We start from the raw sequence: 16,569 nt of genomic DNA, 5'->3' as shown, positions 1-16,569 counted from the left end.
CCCAGCGCGCAGCCACCCCGCCACGCTCCCACCGGCGGGGTGGCTGCGCGTCGACATCCGGGCCGCCTTCACCGCTCTGACAGCGAGCCTGAGCCAACCGGGTGCCGTACACCTAGATCGTGATAGTCCCAGCCCGAGCGGGGACGCCGCGGTGTGGTCAGCCGGTCGCGCGGATGTAGATGTCGGCGGCGCCCGGGGCTCCGCCGGGGATGGTGGCGACGTAGATGCGGCGGGTGGCCTGGGGGTGGGTGGGGGTCGGGGTGAGAGTGAGGGAGGGGGCGGGGGTGGGGGCGGGGGTGTCGTCGGCGAGGTCCGGGCCCGGGTCGGCGTCGGGATCGGGGTCGGCGTCGGGATCGGGGTCGGTGTCGGCGGCCTGGAGGCCCGGGGGTGCCGCGGGTGCCGGGTCGGCGGTGGCGGCCGGTGATGGCGTGGGAGTAGGGGCGGGCGTGGGCTCGGGGTCTTCGGGGAGTTCGGGGGCCTCGGCCGGTTCGTCGCCGCCGAGGGCGGCGGTGAGGTCGGGCGGGAGAGGTGCGGTGGCGCCCGGGGCGGGGAGGTCGTAGGTGCGCAGGAAATCGCCGAGGCCGACATCCTTGCCCGCGATGCGGTAGTGCAGGTAGGCGATGGGGGTGCCGTCGGCGGTGCGGGTGTAGATGGCGCCGACGGGGACGTAGTAGCGGCCGGCGCCGGGGTGCTGGGAGGGGTGGAGGCCGGCGAGGCGTTCGGCGCGGTCGCGGTCGGTCTCGCGGCCGGTGCCACCGACGGTGAGCGAGTTGACCCCACGCACCACCAGGGCGGCCGCGACCGACACGCAGAGCACCAGCCCGACGGCGACGGTGCGCCGCAGGACGGGTCGGCCGTGCAGGGCGGGCCAGGAGTCGGTGACCGTACGCTCGGGTGGAATGCCGTCCACGGTTCTCGTTCCCCCGTTCGATCAGGACGTCACTGTGCTCGACGAGGGACCGTAGCCCAGAGTTCCTCAGCCCAGGTAGGCGGGGGCCACCGCAGCCTGGGTGACCCGCCGGGGAGCGCCGCCGCCGTCGGCCGGGACGGTCCACAGGTCGGCGCCGTAGTCGCCGGGCATGGCGTAGAGGAGCGTGCCGGTGTCCGACCAGACGGCCTGGTCGTCGATGTTGCGCTGCTCGGCGGTGGCGGTCTCGGTCATGGTGGCGAGGTCGAGGACGTACAGCCGCCAGGGCGCGTCCGGCGACGCACCGGGGACGCGCTTCTTGTACGCGATGCGGGTGCCGTCCGGGGAGAGCGAGGGGCACTCGACGTTCTCGTGCAGGGTGGTGAGGCTGTGGGCGGCGAGGTCGCCGTGGACGAGGTAGGTGTGGCCGCCGGTGGCGAGGGTGGCGTAGAAGGCGTTGTCGTCGGCGAAGGTGACGCCCCAGATGTTGATGTCGTGGGCCTGGTACGGGTGGCCGTCCTTGATCACGTCGAAGGTCTCCAGGTTGTCCCGGAGGTTCCAGTCGCGGACGTCGACGATCGAGGTGCGGGTGGAGAAGTCGGTGCCCGCGTAGGAGTCGCCGCTGACGAAGACCGTCCAGGCGGCGAGGTGCCCGGACGGGGAGACCCGGGAGCGGGTGGGGATGCCGGCGGCCGGGAAGGAGCGCCGCTCGCGCAGGTGGTCGTCGAGGACCACGGCGCGGTAGGTGTCCTCCAGGGCGCCGTGCTGGGACTGGAGGCAGATACCGGTGCCGGCGGCGGCGTAGAAGCGCAGGCACTGGACTCCGGAGGCGGTGCGCGGGCCGTCGGGCCGGTCGGCGGGGACGGCGGTGAGCTCGTCGCGGTGCGGGCCCCAGGCCATGTTGCGGAACACCAACTCCCGCCCACCGGAGGGTCCTTGCAGGGTGACGGCGCCTTCGGCGACGGCGGGGCCGCCGGGCTGGGCCTGGTCGCGCTGGGCGGTGCGGTCGGCCGCGTAGAGGACGGCCCCGGTGCCGACGGCGCCGAGCAGCAGCACGGCGACCAGCAGCACGATCACCCTGGTCCGGTTCTGGAGTCGGTTCACGAGGGCTCCTCGGAGGCGGTGGCGGCGGGATCGCGCGGGGTGTCAGGCTCGCGCGGGGCGGCAGGATCACCCGGGGCAGCGGGATCACCCGGGGCGGCGGGTTCGCGCAGGACGGCGGCCGCGCCGAGCACGCACACCGCGAGCGCCCCCGCCGACCAGCCCAGCGCGCCGGTGCCGCCGACCGCGCTCCACAGCGCACCGAACAGCAGCGAGCAGGCGAACCGGGCGAGCGCCTGCCCGGTGCCGACCAGGGCGAGCCCGGCGCCGCGCTGCCCGGCCGGGACGGCGTCGGCCGCGGCCGCGGCGAGCACTCCGTCGGTGGCCGCGTAGAACGCGCCGTGCAGCAGCAGGACGCAGACGACCGCGGGCACGCCGCTGACCGGCGAGAGCAGCAGCCCGTACGCGAGCAGCAGGACCGCGTGCCCGGCGAGGAAGAGCCGGCGACGGCCGATCCGGTCGGCGAGTGCGCCGAGCGGGACGGCGAGCAGCAGGAAGGCGGCGGCGGTGCCGAGCGGCAGCAGCGGGAAGAGGCTGGTGTCGAGACCGAGCCGGCGCTGGATGAGCAGGTAGAGGAAGGAGTCGCTGACGGTGGTGAGTCCGAGCAGGACGGCGCAGAGCGTGAGCCGGCGCAGCCCGGGAAGCCGCAGCAGGGCGAGACTGTCCCGCAGCGAGGGGGCAGCAGTTGACGGACCGTCAGCCACCTGCCGGTTCGGCACGAACAGCAGCAGGATCAGCACGCCGAGCGCGGCGACGCACGCGCTGACCGTGAACACCGCGTCGTAGCCGTGCCGTTCGCCGCCGTCGGCGAGCAGCGGCCCGCCGGCGAGACGCAGCACCAGGAAGGCGGTCAGCGGGCCGAGCAGGGCGCCGGCCGTGTCCATCGCCCGGTGCACGCCGAACGCCCGTCCGCGGTGCGCGGGTTCGGTGGAGAGCGAGATCATCGCGTCCCGGGGCGCGGTGCGCAGGCCCTTGCCGGTGCGGTCGACGGCGATGACGGCACCGATCAGCGGCACGGTGTGGACGAGCAGCAGCAGCGGCTTGCAGAGCGCGGACAGGCCGTAGCCGACGGCCGCGACGGCCTTGTGGCGGGCGGCGCCGTCACGGCCGCGGCGGTCGGCGAGGTGGCCGCCGGCGAGGCGGACGAGCGCGCTGAAGCCGTTCTGGATGCCGTCGAGCAGGCCGAAGCCGAGCGGGGAGAGGCCGAGCCCGGTGAGCAGGTAGAGCGGCAGCACGGCGCTGACCATCTCGGAGGAGACGTCGGTGACCAGGCTGACGGCACCGAGGGCGAGCACCGTCCCGGGTACGGCGCGCAGGGCCCCCCGCCGCCCCGGCCCGCCGGATGCGGGGGCCGGGGCGGCGGGGGCCTTGGAGCTGCGGGAATCCGCGACGTACACGGGCGTCAGTTCCAGATGCCGGCGATGTCGGTGGCGTTGGCGGCGTTGCCCGCGTGGGTGCTCAGCCCGGCGAGGTCCTCCAGGGTGCGCAGCACGTTGTAGTGGTTGTAGCTGGTGCCGGTGCTGCTGCCGGGGGTGACGTGGGCGCCGTAGACGAGGGTCGGGATGCGGTTGCCGGCGAGGCGGTTGTCCTCGTCGAAGGTGACCACGAGCAGGCTGTTGTGACTCTTGGCCCAGTCCGCGTAGGCGGCGAGGTTGGTCTGGAGCCAGGTGTCGCCGGTGCCGACGGAACAGTCGTGCATGTCGTTGCAGAGGTCCGGCACGACGAAGGAGACCTTGGGCAGGGTGGTGTAGTCGGTCGGGAAGGCGTCCATGCCGTAGGCGCTGGAGGCGGGTACGTTGCCGAAGCCGAACCACGGGTTGTGCTTCTGCGCGTAGTTGTCGACGCGACAGTCGGTGGCGCCCTGGGAGGGCAGGCCCTCGTTGTAGCTGGCCCAGGTCTGGCCGGCGGCGAGCAGCTCGGAGCCCAGGTTGGGCTGCTGGAGGGCGCCGACGTCGACGCAGCTGTCGTCGGTGACGCCCTGCGCGCTGCCCGAGAACAGCATGTAGTAGTTGGGCTGGCTGGGGTGGGTGAGCGCGAAGGACTGGGTCAGCGTCGCACCGCCGGCGACCAGCGTGTTGTTGATGTACGGCGCGCTGGAGCTGCCGATGACCTGCGAGTAGGCGTGGTTCTCCATGACCACGACGATCACGTGGTCGGGCGAGGGCAGCCCGGCGGCGGCGTCGGCGGCCGCGCTGCCGCCGGCGGCCCACAGGCCGAGCGAGCCGCCGACGAGACCGAGTCCGGCGGCGAGGGCGGTGAGGGGGCGGCGGAGCGGGCGGCGGGGGCTGGTGGTTCCGAGGGTGCGGAGTTGTGCGAAGGCCATCGGGTCCTCCGTGCGTCGGGGCTGCCTGGATGGAGCGCCCAGAACAGTAGGATCGCGCCGGTGTCGTGTACCGCACAAGAAGGATGAAGAACAGACGAACAGCTGCCGCCCGCCGGCGATGCGCGTCACAGCCGCCCCGATTGACCCGTTCCGGCCGGGCGTGGTGGGATCACGGGGGCTTGTGACCACGGGGGCCCGTGGGGGCTCGTGGCGAAGGAGCGGGACGTGATCGGACTGGTCGCCCTCAACGGGGCGGGCCGCCTGCTGGCCGGGGAGATCCACACCGCCTGGCCCGACACCACCCACGTCTACAAGGCCTCCGTCTCCTCCTGCTTCGGCCCGACCGAGGCCCTGAACCACGCCCTCGACCGACACGACCTGGTGGTCTGCCTCGCGTCCGTCGCGACCACCGTGCGGCTGTTCTCCGACGCTTCGCACCAGGGCTCGCGCCGGCCCGGGTTGGTCAGCCTGGACCTGGGCCTGCGCTACGCCGTGCCGCTGACCGACCGTGGCACCGGCGCCGAGGAGCTGGCCGAGGAACTGGCCGCCCTGCTCGGCGTCCGGGCCGTCCTGACCGGCGGCCCGCCGCCCGCCGAGGCCCCGGGCCGGGCTCTGGCGCCGACCCTGGCTCCAGCCCTGACGCCGACCCTGGCCGGGCACCTCGACGGGCTTGCCTCCACCGCCACCCGCGGCCCGCGCGGAGCGGCGGCCTCGCAAGCGGTCGCCGAGGGCCGGCCGGTCCGGCTGGAGAACGACCTGGCGTACCCGCTGCCCGCCCTTCCGCCCTCGGTCCGTCCCGACGCGCCCGCCGACGCCCCCGTGCTACGGGTCACCGACCGCAGCTACCCCGGCGAGGACGTGCTCCTGGTCCACCCCCGCACCCTGGTCGTCGGGGTCGGCGCGGGCGGCGGTGCCGAGCAGAGCGAGCTGATGCGGCTGCTCATGGACACGCTGGAGGAGGGCGGCCTGGCCCGGTCGTCGGTGGCCCGGTTGGCCACCGTGGCCGGCAAGGCGGACCACCCGGCGGTGCGCTGGGCCGCCTTCTGCCTCGGCGGGGTACCGGTGGACGAGCACCCGGCGGCGGCCCTGGCCGCGGTGCCGGTGCCGACCCCGTCGGAGCTGGTCGGCGCGGCCGTGGGCACGCCGAGCGTCGCCGAGGCGGCCGCCCTGGCGAGCGCGCCCGGCGGCGAACTCGTCGCCACCAAGCGGAAGTCGGCCGCGGCCACGGTCGCGATCGCCCGTACCGCGCCGCGCGGGCGGCTCGCCGTCGTCGGGCTCGGGCCCGGCGAGCAGGACTTGCTGGTGCCCCGCGCGCTGGCGGAACTGCGGCGCGCCTCGGCGGTCGTGGGCACGCCGGGCGCGGTCGAGGCGGTCGCCGGACTGCTCCGGCCCGGGACCCGGCGGATCGTGACGGACGACTGCACCGAGGCGGCCCTCACCCTGGCCGCGCACGGGCACGCCGTCGCGCTGGTCGCCCTCGGCGACGGCGCCGCACCGACCGTGCCGCCCGGCCCGTACGACGTCCACCGCGTCCCCGGCCTGCCCGCCCCACCGGTCCCCGGCCTGCCCGCCCATCCGCAAGGAGACCCCGCGTGACCGCCCCCGAACCCGACCTTCGCCACCACGGCGACGCCGAGGTGCGCGCCGACGGGTCCGGCCTGGTCGACCTCGCTGTCAACGTCCGCACCGGCACTCCCCCGACCTGGCTGCGCGAACGGCTCGCGGCCACCCTCGGCGACCTCGCCGCCTACCCCGACCAGGGCGCCGCCCGCGCCGCCGTGGCCGCCCGGCACCGGCGGCCCGCCGCCGAGGTGCTGCTCACCTCGGGGGCGGCGGAGGCCTTCGTGCTGCTCGCACGCGTTGTGACGGCTCGTCACATCGTTGTGGTGCACCCGCAGTTCACCGAGCCCGAGGCGGCGCTGCGGGACGCCGGGCACCAGGTGCACCGGGTGCTGCTCTCCCCCGACGACGGGTTCCGGCTGGGGTCCGTCCCGGCGGAGGCCGACCTGGTCGTCCTCGGGAACCCGACCAACCCGACCTCCGTCCTGCACCCCGCCGACGCCGTCGCCGCGCTCGCCCGCCCCGGGCGCACCCTGGTGGTCGACGAGGCGTTCATGGACACCGTGCCCGGCGAACGCGAGTCCCTCGCCCCGGTCCGGGACCTGCCCGGCCAGGTCGTCGTCCTGCGCAGCCTCACCAAGACCTGGGGCCTGGCCGGACTGCGGATCGGCTACGTGCTCGGGCCGGCGCCGCTGATCGCCGCGCTCGGCGCCGCGCAGCCGCTGTGGCCGGTCTCCACCCCCGCGCTGGCCGCCGCCGAGGCGTGCAGCGCACCGGCCGCGCTCGCCGAGGCCGAACAGGCGGCCGCCGACCTGGCGCTCTGGCGTGAGCACCTGCTGAAGGGGCTGGCCGGATTCCCGTCGGTGCGGGTGTACGGCGAGCCGGCCGCCTCCTTCGTCCTGGTACGGCTGCCGGGCGCGGCGGTCGTCCGGGAGCGGCTGCGCGGGCGCGGCTTCGCCGTGCGGCGCGGGGACACCTTCCCCGGGCTGGGCGAGGAGTGGCTGCGGATCGCCGTCCGGGACGAGGCGACCACGGACCGCTTCCTGGACGCCCTCGCGGCGGTCCTCGGCTCGGCCTGACCGCCCGCTGCCCCCGGTGGCTGCTCAGCCCAGCCCGACCTCGTCCCCCACCGCGATCCGGCCGGGCGCCAGCACCTGCGCGTACACGCCCGCGCAGGGCAGCGCGGGCATGCCCTCCAGCGGGACCAGCCGGTTGTGCTCGGCCGGTCCGCGCAGGGCGGACGTGCTCCGGGGCAGCGGGCCGTGCCGCAGGGTGGGCACGGCGCAGCGCGGGGTGGGCACCACGACGCGCAGCCGCAGCGCCGGCCCGATGGTCAACTCCCGCCCCACCCAGGCGTTCTCGACGTACCCCTCGCCCTCGGTGCGGATCACCAGGTTGGGGCGGTAGCGCTCCGCCTCGGCGCCGGTCGCGGCCAGCGTGGAGGTGGTGATCAGGTGCAGCGGGGCGAAGTCGAAGAACCCGCCGGCCGGCGCCGCCCGCCCCAACTCGTTGACGGTGACCTCGACTTCGACCTCGATACCGTGCGCCAGCACCTCGTCCGGGACGGCCCGCTCGATCGTCGCCCCGGGCGGGCGCTCCGCGACCAGGGCGACCTTGCGGCCGAGTGCCTCGGACAGTTCCGCCTCGTCCACGTGCCGTCCGTCCGGCCCGGTGATCGCCACGCCGTCGCCCGTCGTCGCGGTGGCGGTGACCGTCGCCGTGTAGCCCAGCAGGCCGGCCCACCGGCGCGGGTTCTTGGCGCTGGCGATCCTGCCGGTGCCGAGGTCGAGCAGGGCGCGGGCGCGGTCCCGGTCCACGCCGCGCGCATCCACCTCGGCCGCCGCCAGCTCCTCCCCCAGCAGCGACTTCACCGGGTAGCGCCGCAGCCGTTCGACCGTCCCGAGCCTCATGCCGCGGCCGCCCACTCGCGCAGGGTCGCGAAGTCGCCCTCGCGCAGGCCGAGTCGGGGGTTGATGTGCAGGGCGAGCGCCGGGCCGGGGTGGTGGGCGGCGATCCACTCGTCGTCCTGCGGGCCGAGTTCGTCGTCGACCCAGACGAACGGGCGGCCGTCCGCCCAGGCCACCACGTCCCGGGTCTTCCAGTGCAGGCCGTCCGGGTCCGCCCCGAAGAGGTCCGTCCAGCGGATGTACGGGAGCTCGGGCAGGCCGATGTGCGGGCCGATGTGGGTGTTCGCGTCGGCCATCCAGGTGGTCGCCCACACCAGTTCGTAGGGCAGGGCGAGCAGTTCCGGCCCGTGCGCCGGGTTCAGCCACACCCGCAGCGGCTTCGCCTGCGTGTCCGAGCGGTGCGCCTGCCGGTCCGCCCACCAGGCCGGGAGCATGCGGTAGGTGTCGTAGCCATCCGGCCGGCGCGCCTTCGGCGCGGCGTAGGGGTTGAGCGGTCCGTCCACGTCGAGGAGGAGCAGGGGCAGCGTCATCCCTGAATTCTCCGGCTGACCCGGCGGATTGACCACCGAATTGACCACGGGATCAATGACCGGATCGATGACGGAATCGATGACCGGATCGACGTTCAACGAGTGGATCGACCACCGGCGTGCGGACTCACGGCCGGGTCCACAGGTTACGGGCGGCCAGGAACGGCCGCCGGGCCTCCCCTCGCGTGGAGGGGAGGCCCGGCGGGGTGCTCAGGGGAGGGCGGCTCAGACGAGGCCGGCCTTCTCCAGGGCGGAGCAGCAGGTGTTGACCAGGAGGCGGGTCACCACGTAGGGGTCGACGTTGGCGTTCGGGCGGCGGTCCTCGATGTAGCCCTTCTGGTCCACCTCGACCTGCCACGGGATGCGCACCGAGGCGCCGCGGTTGGAGACGCCGTAGCTGTAGACGTTCCACGGGGCGGTCTCGTGCTTGCCGGTCAGGCGGGACTCGATGTCGGCGCCGTACTGGGTGACGTGCTCCAGGACCTTCTCCTGCGAGGCGCCGAGCGACTCGCAGGCGGTGATGATCGCGTCGTAGTTCTCGCGCATCGCCTTGGTGGAGAAGTTGGTGTGCGCGCCGGCACCGTTCCAGTCGCCGCGGGCGGGCTTGGCGTCGAGGGTGGCGTCGATGCCGAACTCCTCGGCGGTGCGGTAGAGCAGGTAGCGGGCGACCCACATGTGGTCGGAGACGGTCAGGGCGTCGACCGGGCCGATCTGGAACTCCCACTGGCCGGGCATGACCTCGGCGTTGATGCCGCAGATCGCCAGGCCGGCGTCGATGCAGCGGTCCAGGTGCAGCTCGACGATCTCGCGGCCGAAGACCTCCTCGGCGCCGACGCCGCAGTAGTAGCCGCCCTGCGGGGCCGGGAAGCCGCCCTCGGGGAAGCCGAGCGGGCGGGAGCCCTTGAAGAAGGTGTACTCCTGCTCGATGCCGAAGATCGACTCCTGAGCGGCGAACTGCTCGGCGATCGGGCGCAGCAGCGCACGGGTGTTGGACTCGTGCGGGGTGCCGTCGATCTCGTTGACCTCGCACAGGACGAGGATGTTGTCACCGCCGCGGATCGGGTCCGGGAAGGTGGCGACCGGCGCGAGCACACGGTCCGAGGCGTGGCCCTCGGCCTGGTTGGTGGAGGAACCGTCGAAGCCCCAGGTGGGGATCTTGTCCGCGTTGGCCAGGACACGAGTCTTGGAACGGAGCTTCGCAGTCGGCTTGGTGCCGTCGATCCAGATGTACTCGGCCTTGATTGCCACGGCGGTGTACCTCGCATAGCTGGGTGGTGGGTGCCCGCGTAGCGTCGCAAGCCGCCGTTTCCCGGTTGTTCCTCTCGTGTAACGCGCATGTGAACCAACCGTCCGCGTTGGCACGGTCACGGTGCGGGAGTGCCGGGGACGGCACTCCCGCACCGCTGGGCGCCGAGGCTCAGTGCCGGCGGGCGTGCGCGGCCCGGCGGCGCCGGGTGGCCCACAGCGCGCAGGCCCCGCCCGCGACGAGGGCGGCGGCCCCGGCGGCCAGCGGGCCGGTGGCGCTGCTGCCGCCGGTGGCGGCGAGGCCGGCGGCCGGGGCCGGCTTCTCGGCCTTCCCGGTGCTCCCGGTGCTCCCGGGCTTCCCGGTGGCGGGCGGCGGGGCGGCGGCGCCGGTGGTGGTGTCGGCCACCGGCTGGGCGGCGGGGGCGGTGGTGGGCGCGTCCGTGGCGGGGGCGGTGGCCGGGGTGGTGGGCGGCGCGGTGGGCTTCTCGCAGCTCACCGAGGCGACGGTGATCGTACCGGTGACCTTGGCGACGTTCAGGTTCAGCGGGTTCACCTCCACCTGCACCTCCAGCGCGGAGGCGGCGGCGGTGGTCGAGGTGGTGGTCTTCTTGGAGAGCTCCACGGAGACGCTGCCGATCAGCGGCACGTCCACCTTGGTCGGCCCGTACAGGCCGATGGTGACGGGCTTGCCGAGCACGGTCAGCCTGGCGGGCGCGACGACGTTGGCGGTCGGCTGCCCGTCGACCGGGCAGGTCGCCTCGGCGCTCATCGCCTCCAGGCCGAGCAGCGTGGTGGCGGGCAGGCCGGGGGCGTGCACGTCGGCGTTGACCAGTTGGACGGAGGCGGCGGCGCCCTTGGCGTCGGCGTGGGTCACGGACTTGCCGATGTCGGCCTTGACCAGGGTGACCGGGCCCTGCTGGTCGACGCCGTCCACCTTGGCCGTGAGGACCGAACCGTCGCGCTGCGCGGGCGTCTCCACCTTGTTGAGCGCGATGTTCACCGGAACGTCCACCGCCTTGTTCAACAGGCTGACGTCCAGGGCGAGTTCGGCGGTGACGGCACGCGCCTTGCCGGGCGACGCGGCGGGCGTCCCGGCGGGCGCCCCGGATCCGGTGGGCGCCGGGGCGGCCCCCGGAGCCGCCGGGGCGGCGTAGGCCGGTGGAACGGTGAGCAGGGTGCAGGCCGCGACGACGGCGGCGGCGGAAACGATTCGGCGAGAAGGCCGGGAAGACATGGCGGTACCCCCACAGGTGCTGTTGCTCCGGAGCGCGCCCAGGACGTCACCCGCGACAGGCGGGGAGGGGCCGGTGCTCCGAACGGTGAGCCGCCAGTCTTCTCGAACAATCCGTCACATGAGTCACACAGAACGTCATTTCACTCGTTGGAGTGAGATTGACGCCTACCACTGACTCCGGTCTGCTAGAGCGTGCCCGGCCCCGCTACGGCAGCCGCCAGTCCACCGGCTGGGCCCCCTGCCGCGCCAGCAGCTCGTTCGCCCGGCTGAACGGCCGCGAGCCGAAGAAGCCGCCGCTCGCCGAGTACGGGCTCGGGTGCGCCGACTCGATCGCCGGGATCTCCCCGAGCAACGGCCGCAGGTTACGGGCGTCGCGCCCCCACAGGATCGCCACCAGCGGACCGCCGCGCGCCGTCAGCGCCCGGATCGCCTGCTCGGTGACCTCCTCCCAGCCCTTGCCCCGGTGCGCGGCGGGCTTGCGCGGCGCGGTGGTCAGCGCGCGGTTGAGCAGCAGCACGCCCTGCTGCGTCCACGGCGTGAGGTCGCCGTTGGACGGCTGCGGCAGGCCGAGGTCGGTGCCGTACTCCTGGAAGATGTTGATCAGGCTGGCCGGGATCGGCCGCACCTCCGGCCCCACCGAGAAGCTGAGCCCGACGGCGTGGCCCGGGGTCGGGTACGGGTCCTGCCCGACGATCAGCACCCGCACGTCGGCGAACGGCTGCTGGAAGGCCCGCAGCACGTTCGGGCCGGACGGCAGGTAGGTACGGCCGGCGGCCAGTTCGGCGCGCAGGAAGTCGCCCATGGCGGCGACCCGCCCGGCGACGGGTTCCAGGGCGGCGGCCCAGCCGGGCTCGACGATCTCGTTCAGTGGACGCGGTGCCATGGTGGCCACCCTATCGGCCTACACCGACAGCGCGTTCAGCGGATGATCATGTGAACGAAGGCCCACGAGGCAAGTGAGCGACGGCCCACGAGGCAGGTGGGCGCCGGCCCTTGAGGCAGGTGGGCGAAGACCCCCGAGGCAGGCCCGCGAGGCAGGTGGACGCCGGCCCGCGCGACAGGTCGACGACGGCTCGCGACAGGTGACCGACGCCCCGCGCGATCACCCGACCGGGCGGCCGCGCAGCACCACCAGCCGGGGATCGGCGAGCACCCGGACGTCCGCCCGCGGATCCTCCCCGTAGACCACGAAGTCGGCCGACGCGCCCTCCTCCAGCCCCGGCCGCCCCAGCCACTCGCGCGCGCCCCACGTGGCCGCCGACAGCGCCTCCGCCGGGCTCAGCCCCGCCTTCACCAGCTCCGCCACCTCGTCCGCCACCAACCCGTGCGCGAGCGAGCCGCCCGCGTCCGTCCCGACGAACACCGGGATGCCCGCGTCGTGCGCGGCGCCCACGGTGGCGTAACGGCGCTCGTGCAGCCGGCGCATGTGGGCCGCCCAGGCCGGGAACCTGGCCTCGCCGCCCGCCGCCAGGCCCGGGAAGGTGGCGATGTTGACCAGCGTCGGGACGATCGCCACGCCGCGCTCGGCGAAGGCCGGGATCAGCTCCTCGGTCAGCCCGGTGGCGTGCTCGACGCAGTCGATGCCGGCCGCCAGCAGGTCCGGCAGCGACTCGGCGGCGAAGCAGTGCGCGGTGACCCGTGCGCCCTCCTCGTGCGCCGCCGCGATCGCCTCGGCCAGCGCGTCGCCGGGCCAGCAGGCGGCGAGGTCGCCGCGCTCGCGGTCGATCCAGTCGCCGACCAGCTTCACCCAGCCGTCGCCACGCCGGGCCTCCGCGCGGACGTACGCGGCGAGGTCACCGGGCTCGATCTCGTGCGCGTAGTTGCGGATGTAGCGGCGGGTGCGGGCGATGTGCCGCCCGGCGCGGATGATCCGGGGCAGGTCCTCGCGCTCGTCGATCCACCGGGTGTCGGCGGCCGAGCCGGCGTCGCGGATCAGCAGGGTGCCGGCGTCACGGTCGGTGACCGCCTGCTTCTCGCTGGTCTCCGCGTCGACAGCGCCGTGCGCGTCCAGGCCGACGTGGCAGTGCGCGTCCACCAGACCGGGCAGCACCCAGCCGGTGACCGTCCGGACGTCCTCGGCGCCGGGCGGGCAGGTGAAGCTCACCCGGCCGTCCACCACCCAGAGTTCGTCCCGGACGTCCTCCGGACCGACCAGCACCCGACCCCGAACGTGCAGCACCGCGCCATCGCTCATGGCCGCACTCTACCGAGGGGCGGGTTCCGGGTGAGCGGCGAGAATGCGGCAGACTCGTTCCCGTCCCCACCATCCCCCGCAGCGAAAGGCCATCTCGACGTGAGCCCCTTCCTGGATCTCCCCCCGCTCAGCGCCGCCGAGTTCGCGGCGATCGAGGACCAGGTGGCCGCACTGCTGCACACCGGCGCCGATGTCATCGTCACCCAGGGTGAGGCGCTGCTGCCGCTGGAGGCCGCGATCCGCGGCGCCGCGCACCCCGGTTCCACCGCGCTCAACATCGTCACCGGCCCGTACGGGCAGACCTTCGGCAACTGGCTGCGCTCCTGCGGGGTCGAGGTCGTGGACCTGGCCGTCCCCTTCGACAGCGCGGTCAGCGCGCAGCAGGTCGCCGACGCCCTCGCCGCCCACCCGGCCGTCGACTTCGTCTCCCTGGTCCACGCCGAGGCCGCCACCGGCAACACCAACCCCGTCGCCGACATCGCCGCCGCCGTCCGCGCGCACGGCGCCCTGCTGATGCTCGACGCGGTCGCCTCCGTCGCCGCCGAGCCGCTGCTCACCGACGCGTGGGGCGTCGACCTGTGCGTCATCGGCGGCCAGAAGGCCATGGGCGGCCCCGCCGGGGTCTCCGCCGTCTCCGTCTCCGAGCGCGCCTGGGAGCGGATCGCCGCCAACCCGGCCGCCCCGCGCCGCTCCTACCTCTCCCTGCTGGACTGGAAGGAGCGCTGGACGGACGCCGGACGCACCGTACTCCCGCACGCCCCGGCCCAGTTGGAGATGCTCGCCCTCGGCGCCTGCCTCGACCGCATCACCGCCGACGGCCTGCCCGCCGTCATCGCCCGCCACCGTGCCGCCTCCGCCGCCACCCGCGCCGGCGTCCGCGCCCTCGGCACCCTCACCCCGTTCGTCTCCGAGGACGCCCACGCCGCGCCCGTCGCCACCACCCTGCGCACCCCGGCCGGCGTGCACGCGGCCGAACTCGCCGCCGCCGTGCTCCGCCTCGACCCGGCCCTCCCCGTCCAGCCCGGCGGCGGCCCCCTCGCCGCCTCGATGCTCCGGGTCAACCACTACGGCCCCGCCGCCTCCCTGGCCACCGTCCACGCCTGCCTCACGGCCCTCGCCACGGCCACCGCCACCGACCCGGCCCCGGCCCTCGCCGCCGCCGAGGCCGCCTGGACGGCGACCGTCCAGGGCTGAGCACGCCGGAGCGGCCCCCGTTCGCACGGGGGCCGCTCCGTTCACGCGGGCGGAATCGGCCGCCGATGCCGACCAGCACCCTTCCGCAGCAGCGCCAGAGGCGTGTCCTCCTGCGGCTCGATGAGCTCCCCGTCCCGCCGCACAAGCAGCGGATACGCCTCCGCAAAGTCGTCCGCGACGGCAAGCGGCTGCCAGGCTCGGCCGTCCCACTCGACCACCAGGCGCGGGAGGTCCTCGAAGGGGTGCAGCTCCCGGCGGCCCTCGGGAACGAGCGCCAGCGCGTCACGGGTCCCTGGCGGCCGGTGACGGTCGGCGCGGGCGGCGTACCACTCCACGAGCGGTTCATCGTCGGGAAAGACCACGTTCTGATCCTCCTGCTCAGCGTCGGTCCGAGGGTAGCCCGTTCCGCCCCACCTCCACCGGCGGCTTGCCCTACTTCGGCTCCTGGTTGAGCACCGACAGCCGCTGTGCCGATCGGAGTCGCAGCGCGGCCGGTTCCGCAAGCCGTTTGGTCGCCCACCCCGCCAGCATTGCCCGCAGATCCGCCGCGAGGTCGAGGGAGTCCCGGCCGCCGAGGTCCGGCGGCAGAGCGGAGCGAAGCGGGGCCGAGCCTCCGCGCACGGCGGCTTTCGGCCATCGCCTCCCGACACAGTTCCCCCGGCGTTCATCTGTCCGGCACGCCGATCTCACCGGGGACCGGCAGGCTCCGGCCAGGGAGAAGTTGGCTATACAACTCCGCCCGGCAAGTCGCCGAGGAGGAGACCACCATGACCGAGCTGCCGCCGTACTGGCTGCGCGACAACTGCCCGTGCGCCGAGTGCCGGGACCCCCGGAACGGGCAGAAGCTGTTCCAGATCAACGATCTGGAGGAGGGGCTGACGATCTCCGCGAGCACGGAGATCGACGGCCACCTGGAGGTCCTCTGGTCGGACGGGCACCGGTCGCGGTACCCGCTGGCGTGGCTCGACGCGGAGCAGGACGGCGACGGGCGGACGGAGGCCGACAAGCGGCTCTGGGCGGCGGCGGACTTCGCCCGCGGCCTCCCCGAGGCGCAGTGGGCCGCCTACCTGGCGGACCCCGCCGAGCAGGCCGCCGTCCTCACCGCCGTGCGCCGCAGCGGCTTCGCGGTGCTGCGCGGGGTGCCGGCGGTGGAGCGGCAGGTCCTCCGGGTGGCCGGGACCTTCGGGTACGTGCGGGTCACCAACTACGGGGAGCTGTTCGACGTCCGGGTCGAGCCGGACCCGAACAACCTGGCCTTCACCAGCGTCGCGATCGCGCCGCACACCGACAACCCGTACCGGGACCCGGTGCCGACCCTCCAGCTGCTGCACTGCCTGGAGAACTCCGCGACGGGCGGCGACTCCGGCCTGGTGGACGGCTTCACGGCGGCCGCGATCCTCCGGGAGGAGGCGCCCGCGGACTTCGCGGCGCTCACCGGCACACCCGTCCCGTTCGTCTTCCGCGACCGCCGCACCGAGCTGCGCGCCGACCGCCCGCTGATCGAGCTGGACGCGCTCGGACGGATCCGCGAGGTGCGGTTCAACAACCGCTCGATCGGCACCCTGCGCGGCACCCCCGAGGAGCTGAACGCCTTCTACGCCGCCTACCGCCGCTTCGCCGCGATCACCCTGCGCCCGGAGCTGCAGCTCACCTTCCGCCTCGACCGCGGCGACTGCCTGATCTTCGACAACACCCGCCTGCTGCACGCCCGTACGGCCTTCCAGCAGGACGGCCACCGCCACCTCCAGGGCTGCTACGCCGACCTCGACTGCCTGGCGAGCACCCTCGCCGTGCTGCACCGCCGCACCGCCGCCCTGGACGCGATCGCCGAACTGTTCGCGGGCGAGGGCGCCGGGGAGTACCTGGGCGAGGAGGTCACCATGGCCGAGCACATGCTGCAGGCCGCCGCCGCTGCCGAGGCGGCCGGGGCGCCGCCGCACCTCGTCGCCGCCGCGCTGCTGCACGACGTCGGGCACTTCCGGGGCGCCCTGCACGGGCGGGACCTGATGGGAGGCCAGGACAACCGCCACAGCGACACCGGCGCCGACTGGCTGGCGCGCTGGTTCGGCCCCGAGGTGACCGAACCGGTCCGCCTGCACGTGGCCGCCAAGCGCTACCTGTGCGCGGTGGAGCCGGGCTACCGGCAGCAGCTGTCCGAGGCCTCGGAGTACACGCTGCAGGTGCAGGGCGGCCCGATGGACCAGCGACAGGCCGCCGCCTTCGCCGAACTCCCGGGTGCCGCCGACGCGCTGGCCGTGCGCCGCTGGGACGAGCAGGCGAAGGTGGCCGGTGCACCGACGCCGGGCTTCGAGCACTACCGCCCGCTGCTGACCGCACTGATGGGCTAGGGCCCCGAGTCGGGAGGCCCCGCCCG

15 protein-coding genes are annotated in these 16,569 nt (G+C 74.6%); 4 read left to right on the top strand and 11 right to left on the bottom strand.

The annotated features are described in order from the left end of the window. Nucleotides 1–157: 157 nt before the first annotated feature. From P3T27_RS14290 to P3T27_RS14275, 4 genes are all read right to left on the bottom strand, one after another. Nucleotides 158–910: a hypothetical protein gene (locus P3T27_RS14290; protein ID WP_280678162.1), complete on the bottom strand. Its 753-nt coding sequence runs from the start codon at nt 908–910 to the stop codon at nt 158–160. Between the two features lie 66 nt (nt 911–976). After that, the gene (locus tag P3T27_RS14285; RefSeq protein WP_280678161.1) at nt 977–2,011 is read right to left on the bottom strand and encodes a TolB-like translocation protein; all 1,035 of its coding nucleotides are present in this window, start codon (nt 2,009–2,011) and stop codon (nt 977–979) included. Continuing rightward, complete coding sequence (locus tag P3T27_RS14280; RefSeq protein WP_280678159.1) at nt 2,008–3,405, bottom strand: MFS transporter; 1,398 nt, start codon at nt 3,403–3,405, stop codon at nt 2,008–2,010. Before P3T27_RS14280 ends, P3T27_RS14285 begins: the two co-directional genes overlap by 4 nt. A gap of 5 nt (nt 3,406–3,410) precedes the next feature. Next, complete coding sequence (locus P3T27_RS14275) at nt 3,411–4,331, bottom strand: alkaline phosphatase family protein (protein WP_280678157.1); 921 nt, start codon at nt 4,329–4,331, stop codon at nt 3,411–3,413. 225 nt (nt 4,332–4,556) lie between these two features. On the opposite strand from P3T27_RS14275, the gene P3T27_RS14270 reads away from it, so the two are divergent. Both P3T27_RS14270 and cobC read left to right on the top strand, forming a co-directional pair. Further along, the gene (locus P3T27_RS14270) at nt 4,557–5,927 is read left to right on the top strand and encodes a cobalamin biosynthesis protein (protein ID WP_280678155.1); all 1,371 of its coding nucleotides are present in this window, start codon (nt 4,557–4,559) and stop codon (nt 5,925–5,927) included. Beyond that, complete coding sequence (cobC, locus tag P3T27_RS14265) at nt 5,924–6,970, top strand: Rv2231c family pyridoxal phosphate-dependent protein CobC (RefSeq protein ID WP_280678153.1); 1,047 nt, start codon at nt 5,924–5,926, stop codon at nt 6,968–6,970. Before P3T27_RS14270 ends, cobC begins: the two co-directional genes overlap by 4 nt. Before the next feature lie 24 nt (nt 6,971–6,994). Here cobC and P3T27_RS14260 read toward each other — a convergent pair whose 3' ends face one another. The 6 genes from P3T27_RS14260 to P3T27_RS14235 form a co-directional block, all read right to left on the bottom strand. Further along, nucleotides 6,995–7,801 carry an MOSC N-terminal beta barrel domain-containing protein gene (locus tag P3T27_RS14260; protein ID WP_280678151.1) on the bottom strand — a complete coding sequence of 269 codons (807 nt, stop codon included), beginning with the start codon at nt 7,799–7,801 and terminating at the stop codon, nt 6,995–6,997. Then, on the bottom strand, nt 7,798–8,328 hold the full coding sequence (locus tag P3T27_RS14255; protein WP_280678149.1) for a hypothetical protein: 531 nt from the start codon (nt 8,326–8,328) through the stop codon (nt 7,798–7,800). The genes P3T27_RS14260 and P3T27_RS14255 overlap by 4 nt, the downstream gene beginning before the upstream one ends. Before the next feature lie 225 nt (nt 8,329–8,553). Continuing rightward, a complete protein-coding gene (glnII, locus tag P3T27_RS14250) occupies nt 8,554–9,576 on the bottom strand; it encodes a glutamine synthetase (RefSeq protein ID WP_280678147.1) in 1,023 nt (340 codons plus the stop codon). A 169-nt stretch (nt 9,577–9,745) separates the two neighbouring features. Beyond that, the gene (locus tag P3T27_RS14245) at nt 9,746–10,807 is read right to left on the bottom strand and encodes an SCO1860 family LAETG-anchored protein (RefSeq protein ID WP_280678145.1); all 1,062 of its coding nucleotides are present in this window, start codon (nt 10,805–10,807) and stop codon (nt 9,746–9,748) included. Nucleotides 10,808–11,012: 205 nt separating this feature from the next. Beyond that, entirely contained in the window at nt 11,013–11,690 is a 678-nt protein-coding gene (locus tag P3T27_RS14240) for a uracil-DNA glycosylase (RefSeq protein WP_280678143.1), read from the bottom strand. A 219-nt stretch (nt 11,691–11,909) separates the two neighbouring features. Next, nucleotides 11,910–13,001 carry an amidohydrolase family protein gene (locus tag P3T27_RS14235; protein ID WP_280678141.1) on the bottom strand — a complete coding sequence of 364 codons (1,092 nt, stop codon included), beginning with the start codon at nt 12,999–13,001 and terminating at the stop codon, nt 11,910–11,912. A 99-nt stretch (nt 13,002–13,100) separates the two neighbouring features. Between P3T27_RS14235 and P3T27_RS14230 the strand changes: the two genes are divergently transcribed. Next, on the top strand, nt 13,101–14,195 hold the full coding sequence (locus P3T27_RS14230; protein WP_280678139.1) for an aminotransferase class V-fold PLP-dependent enzyme: 1,095 nt from the start codon (nt 13,101–13,103) through the stop codon (nt 14,193–14,195). A gap of 41 nt (nt 14,196–14,236) precedes the next feature. Here P3T27_RS14230 and P3T27_RS14225 read toward each other — a convergent pair whose 3' ends face one another. Further along, nucleotides 14,237–14,557, bottom strand: a complete 321-nt coding sequence (locus P3T27_RS14225; protein WP_280678137.1) for a DUF6087 family protein — start codon at nt 14,555–14,557, stop codon at nt 14,237–14,239. A 405-nt stretch (nt 14,558–14,962) separates the two neighbouring features. Here P3T27_RS14225 and P3T27_RS14220 point away from each other — a divergent pair, with 405 nt between their 5' ends. After that, on the top strand, nt 14,963–16,543 hold the full coding sequence (locus P3T27_RS14220; protein ID WP_280678135.1) for a phosphonate degradation HD-domain oxygenase: 1,581 nt from the start codon (nt 14,963–14,965) through the stop codon (nt 16,541–16,543). Nucleotides 16,544–16,569 lie beyond the last annotated feature (26 nt).

This window comes from Kitasatospora sp. MAA19, from assembly GCF_029894125.1.
Taxonomy (GTDB): domain Bacteria; phylum Actinomycetota; class Actinomycetes; order Streptomycetales; family Streptomycetaceae; genus Kitasatospora.
Note: the sequence above shows the minus strand (reverse complement) of the source record. Positions and strands in the feature narration are given on the sequence as shown.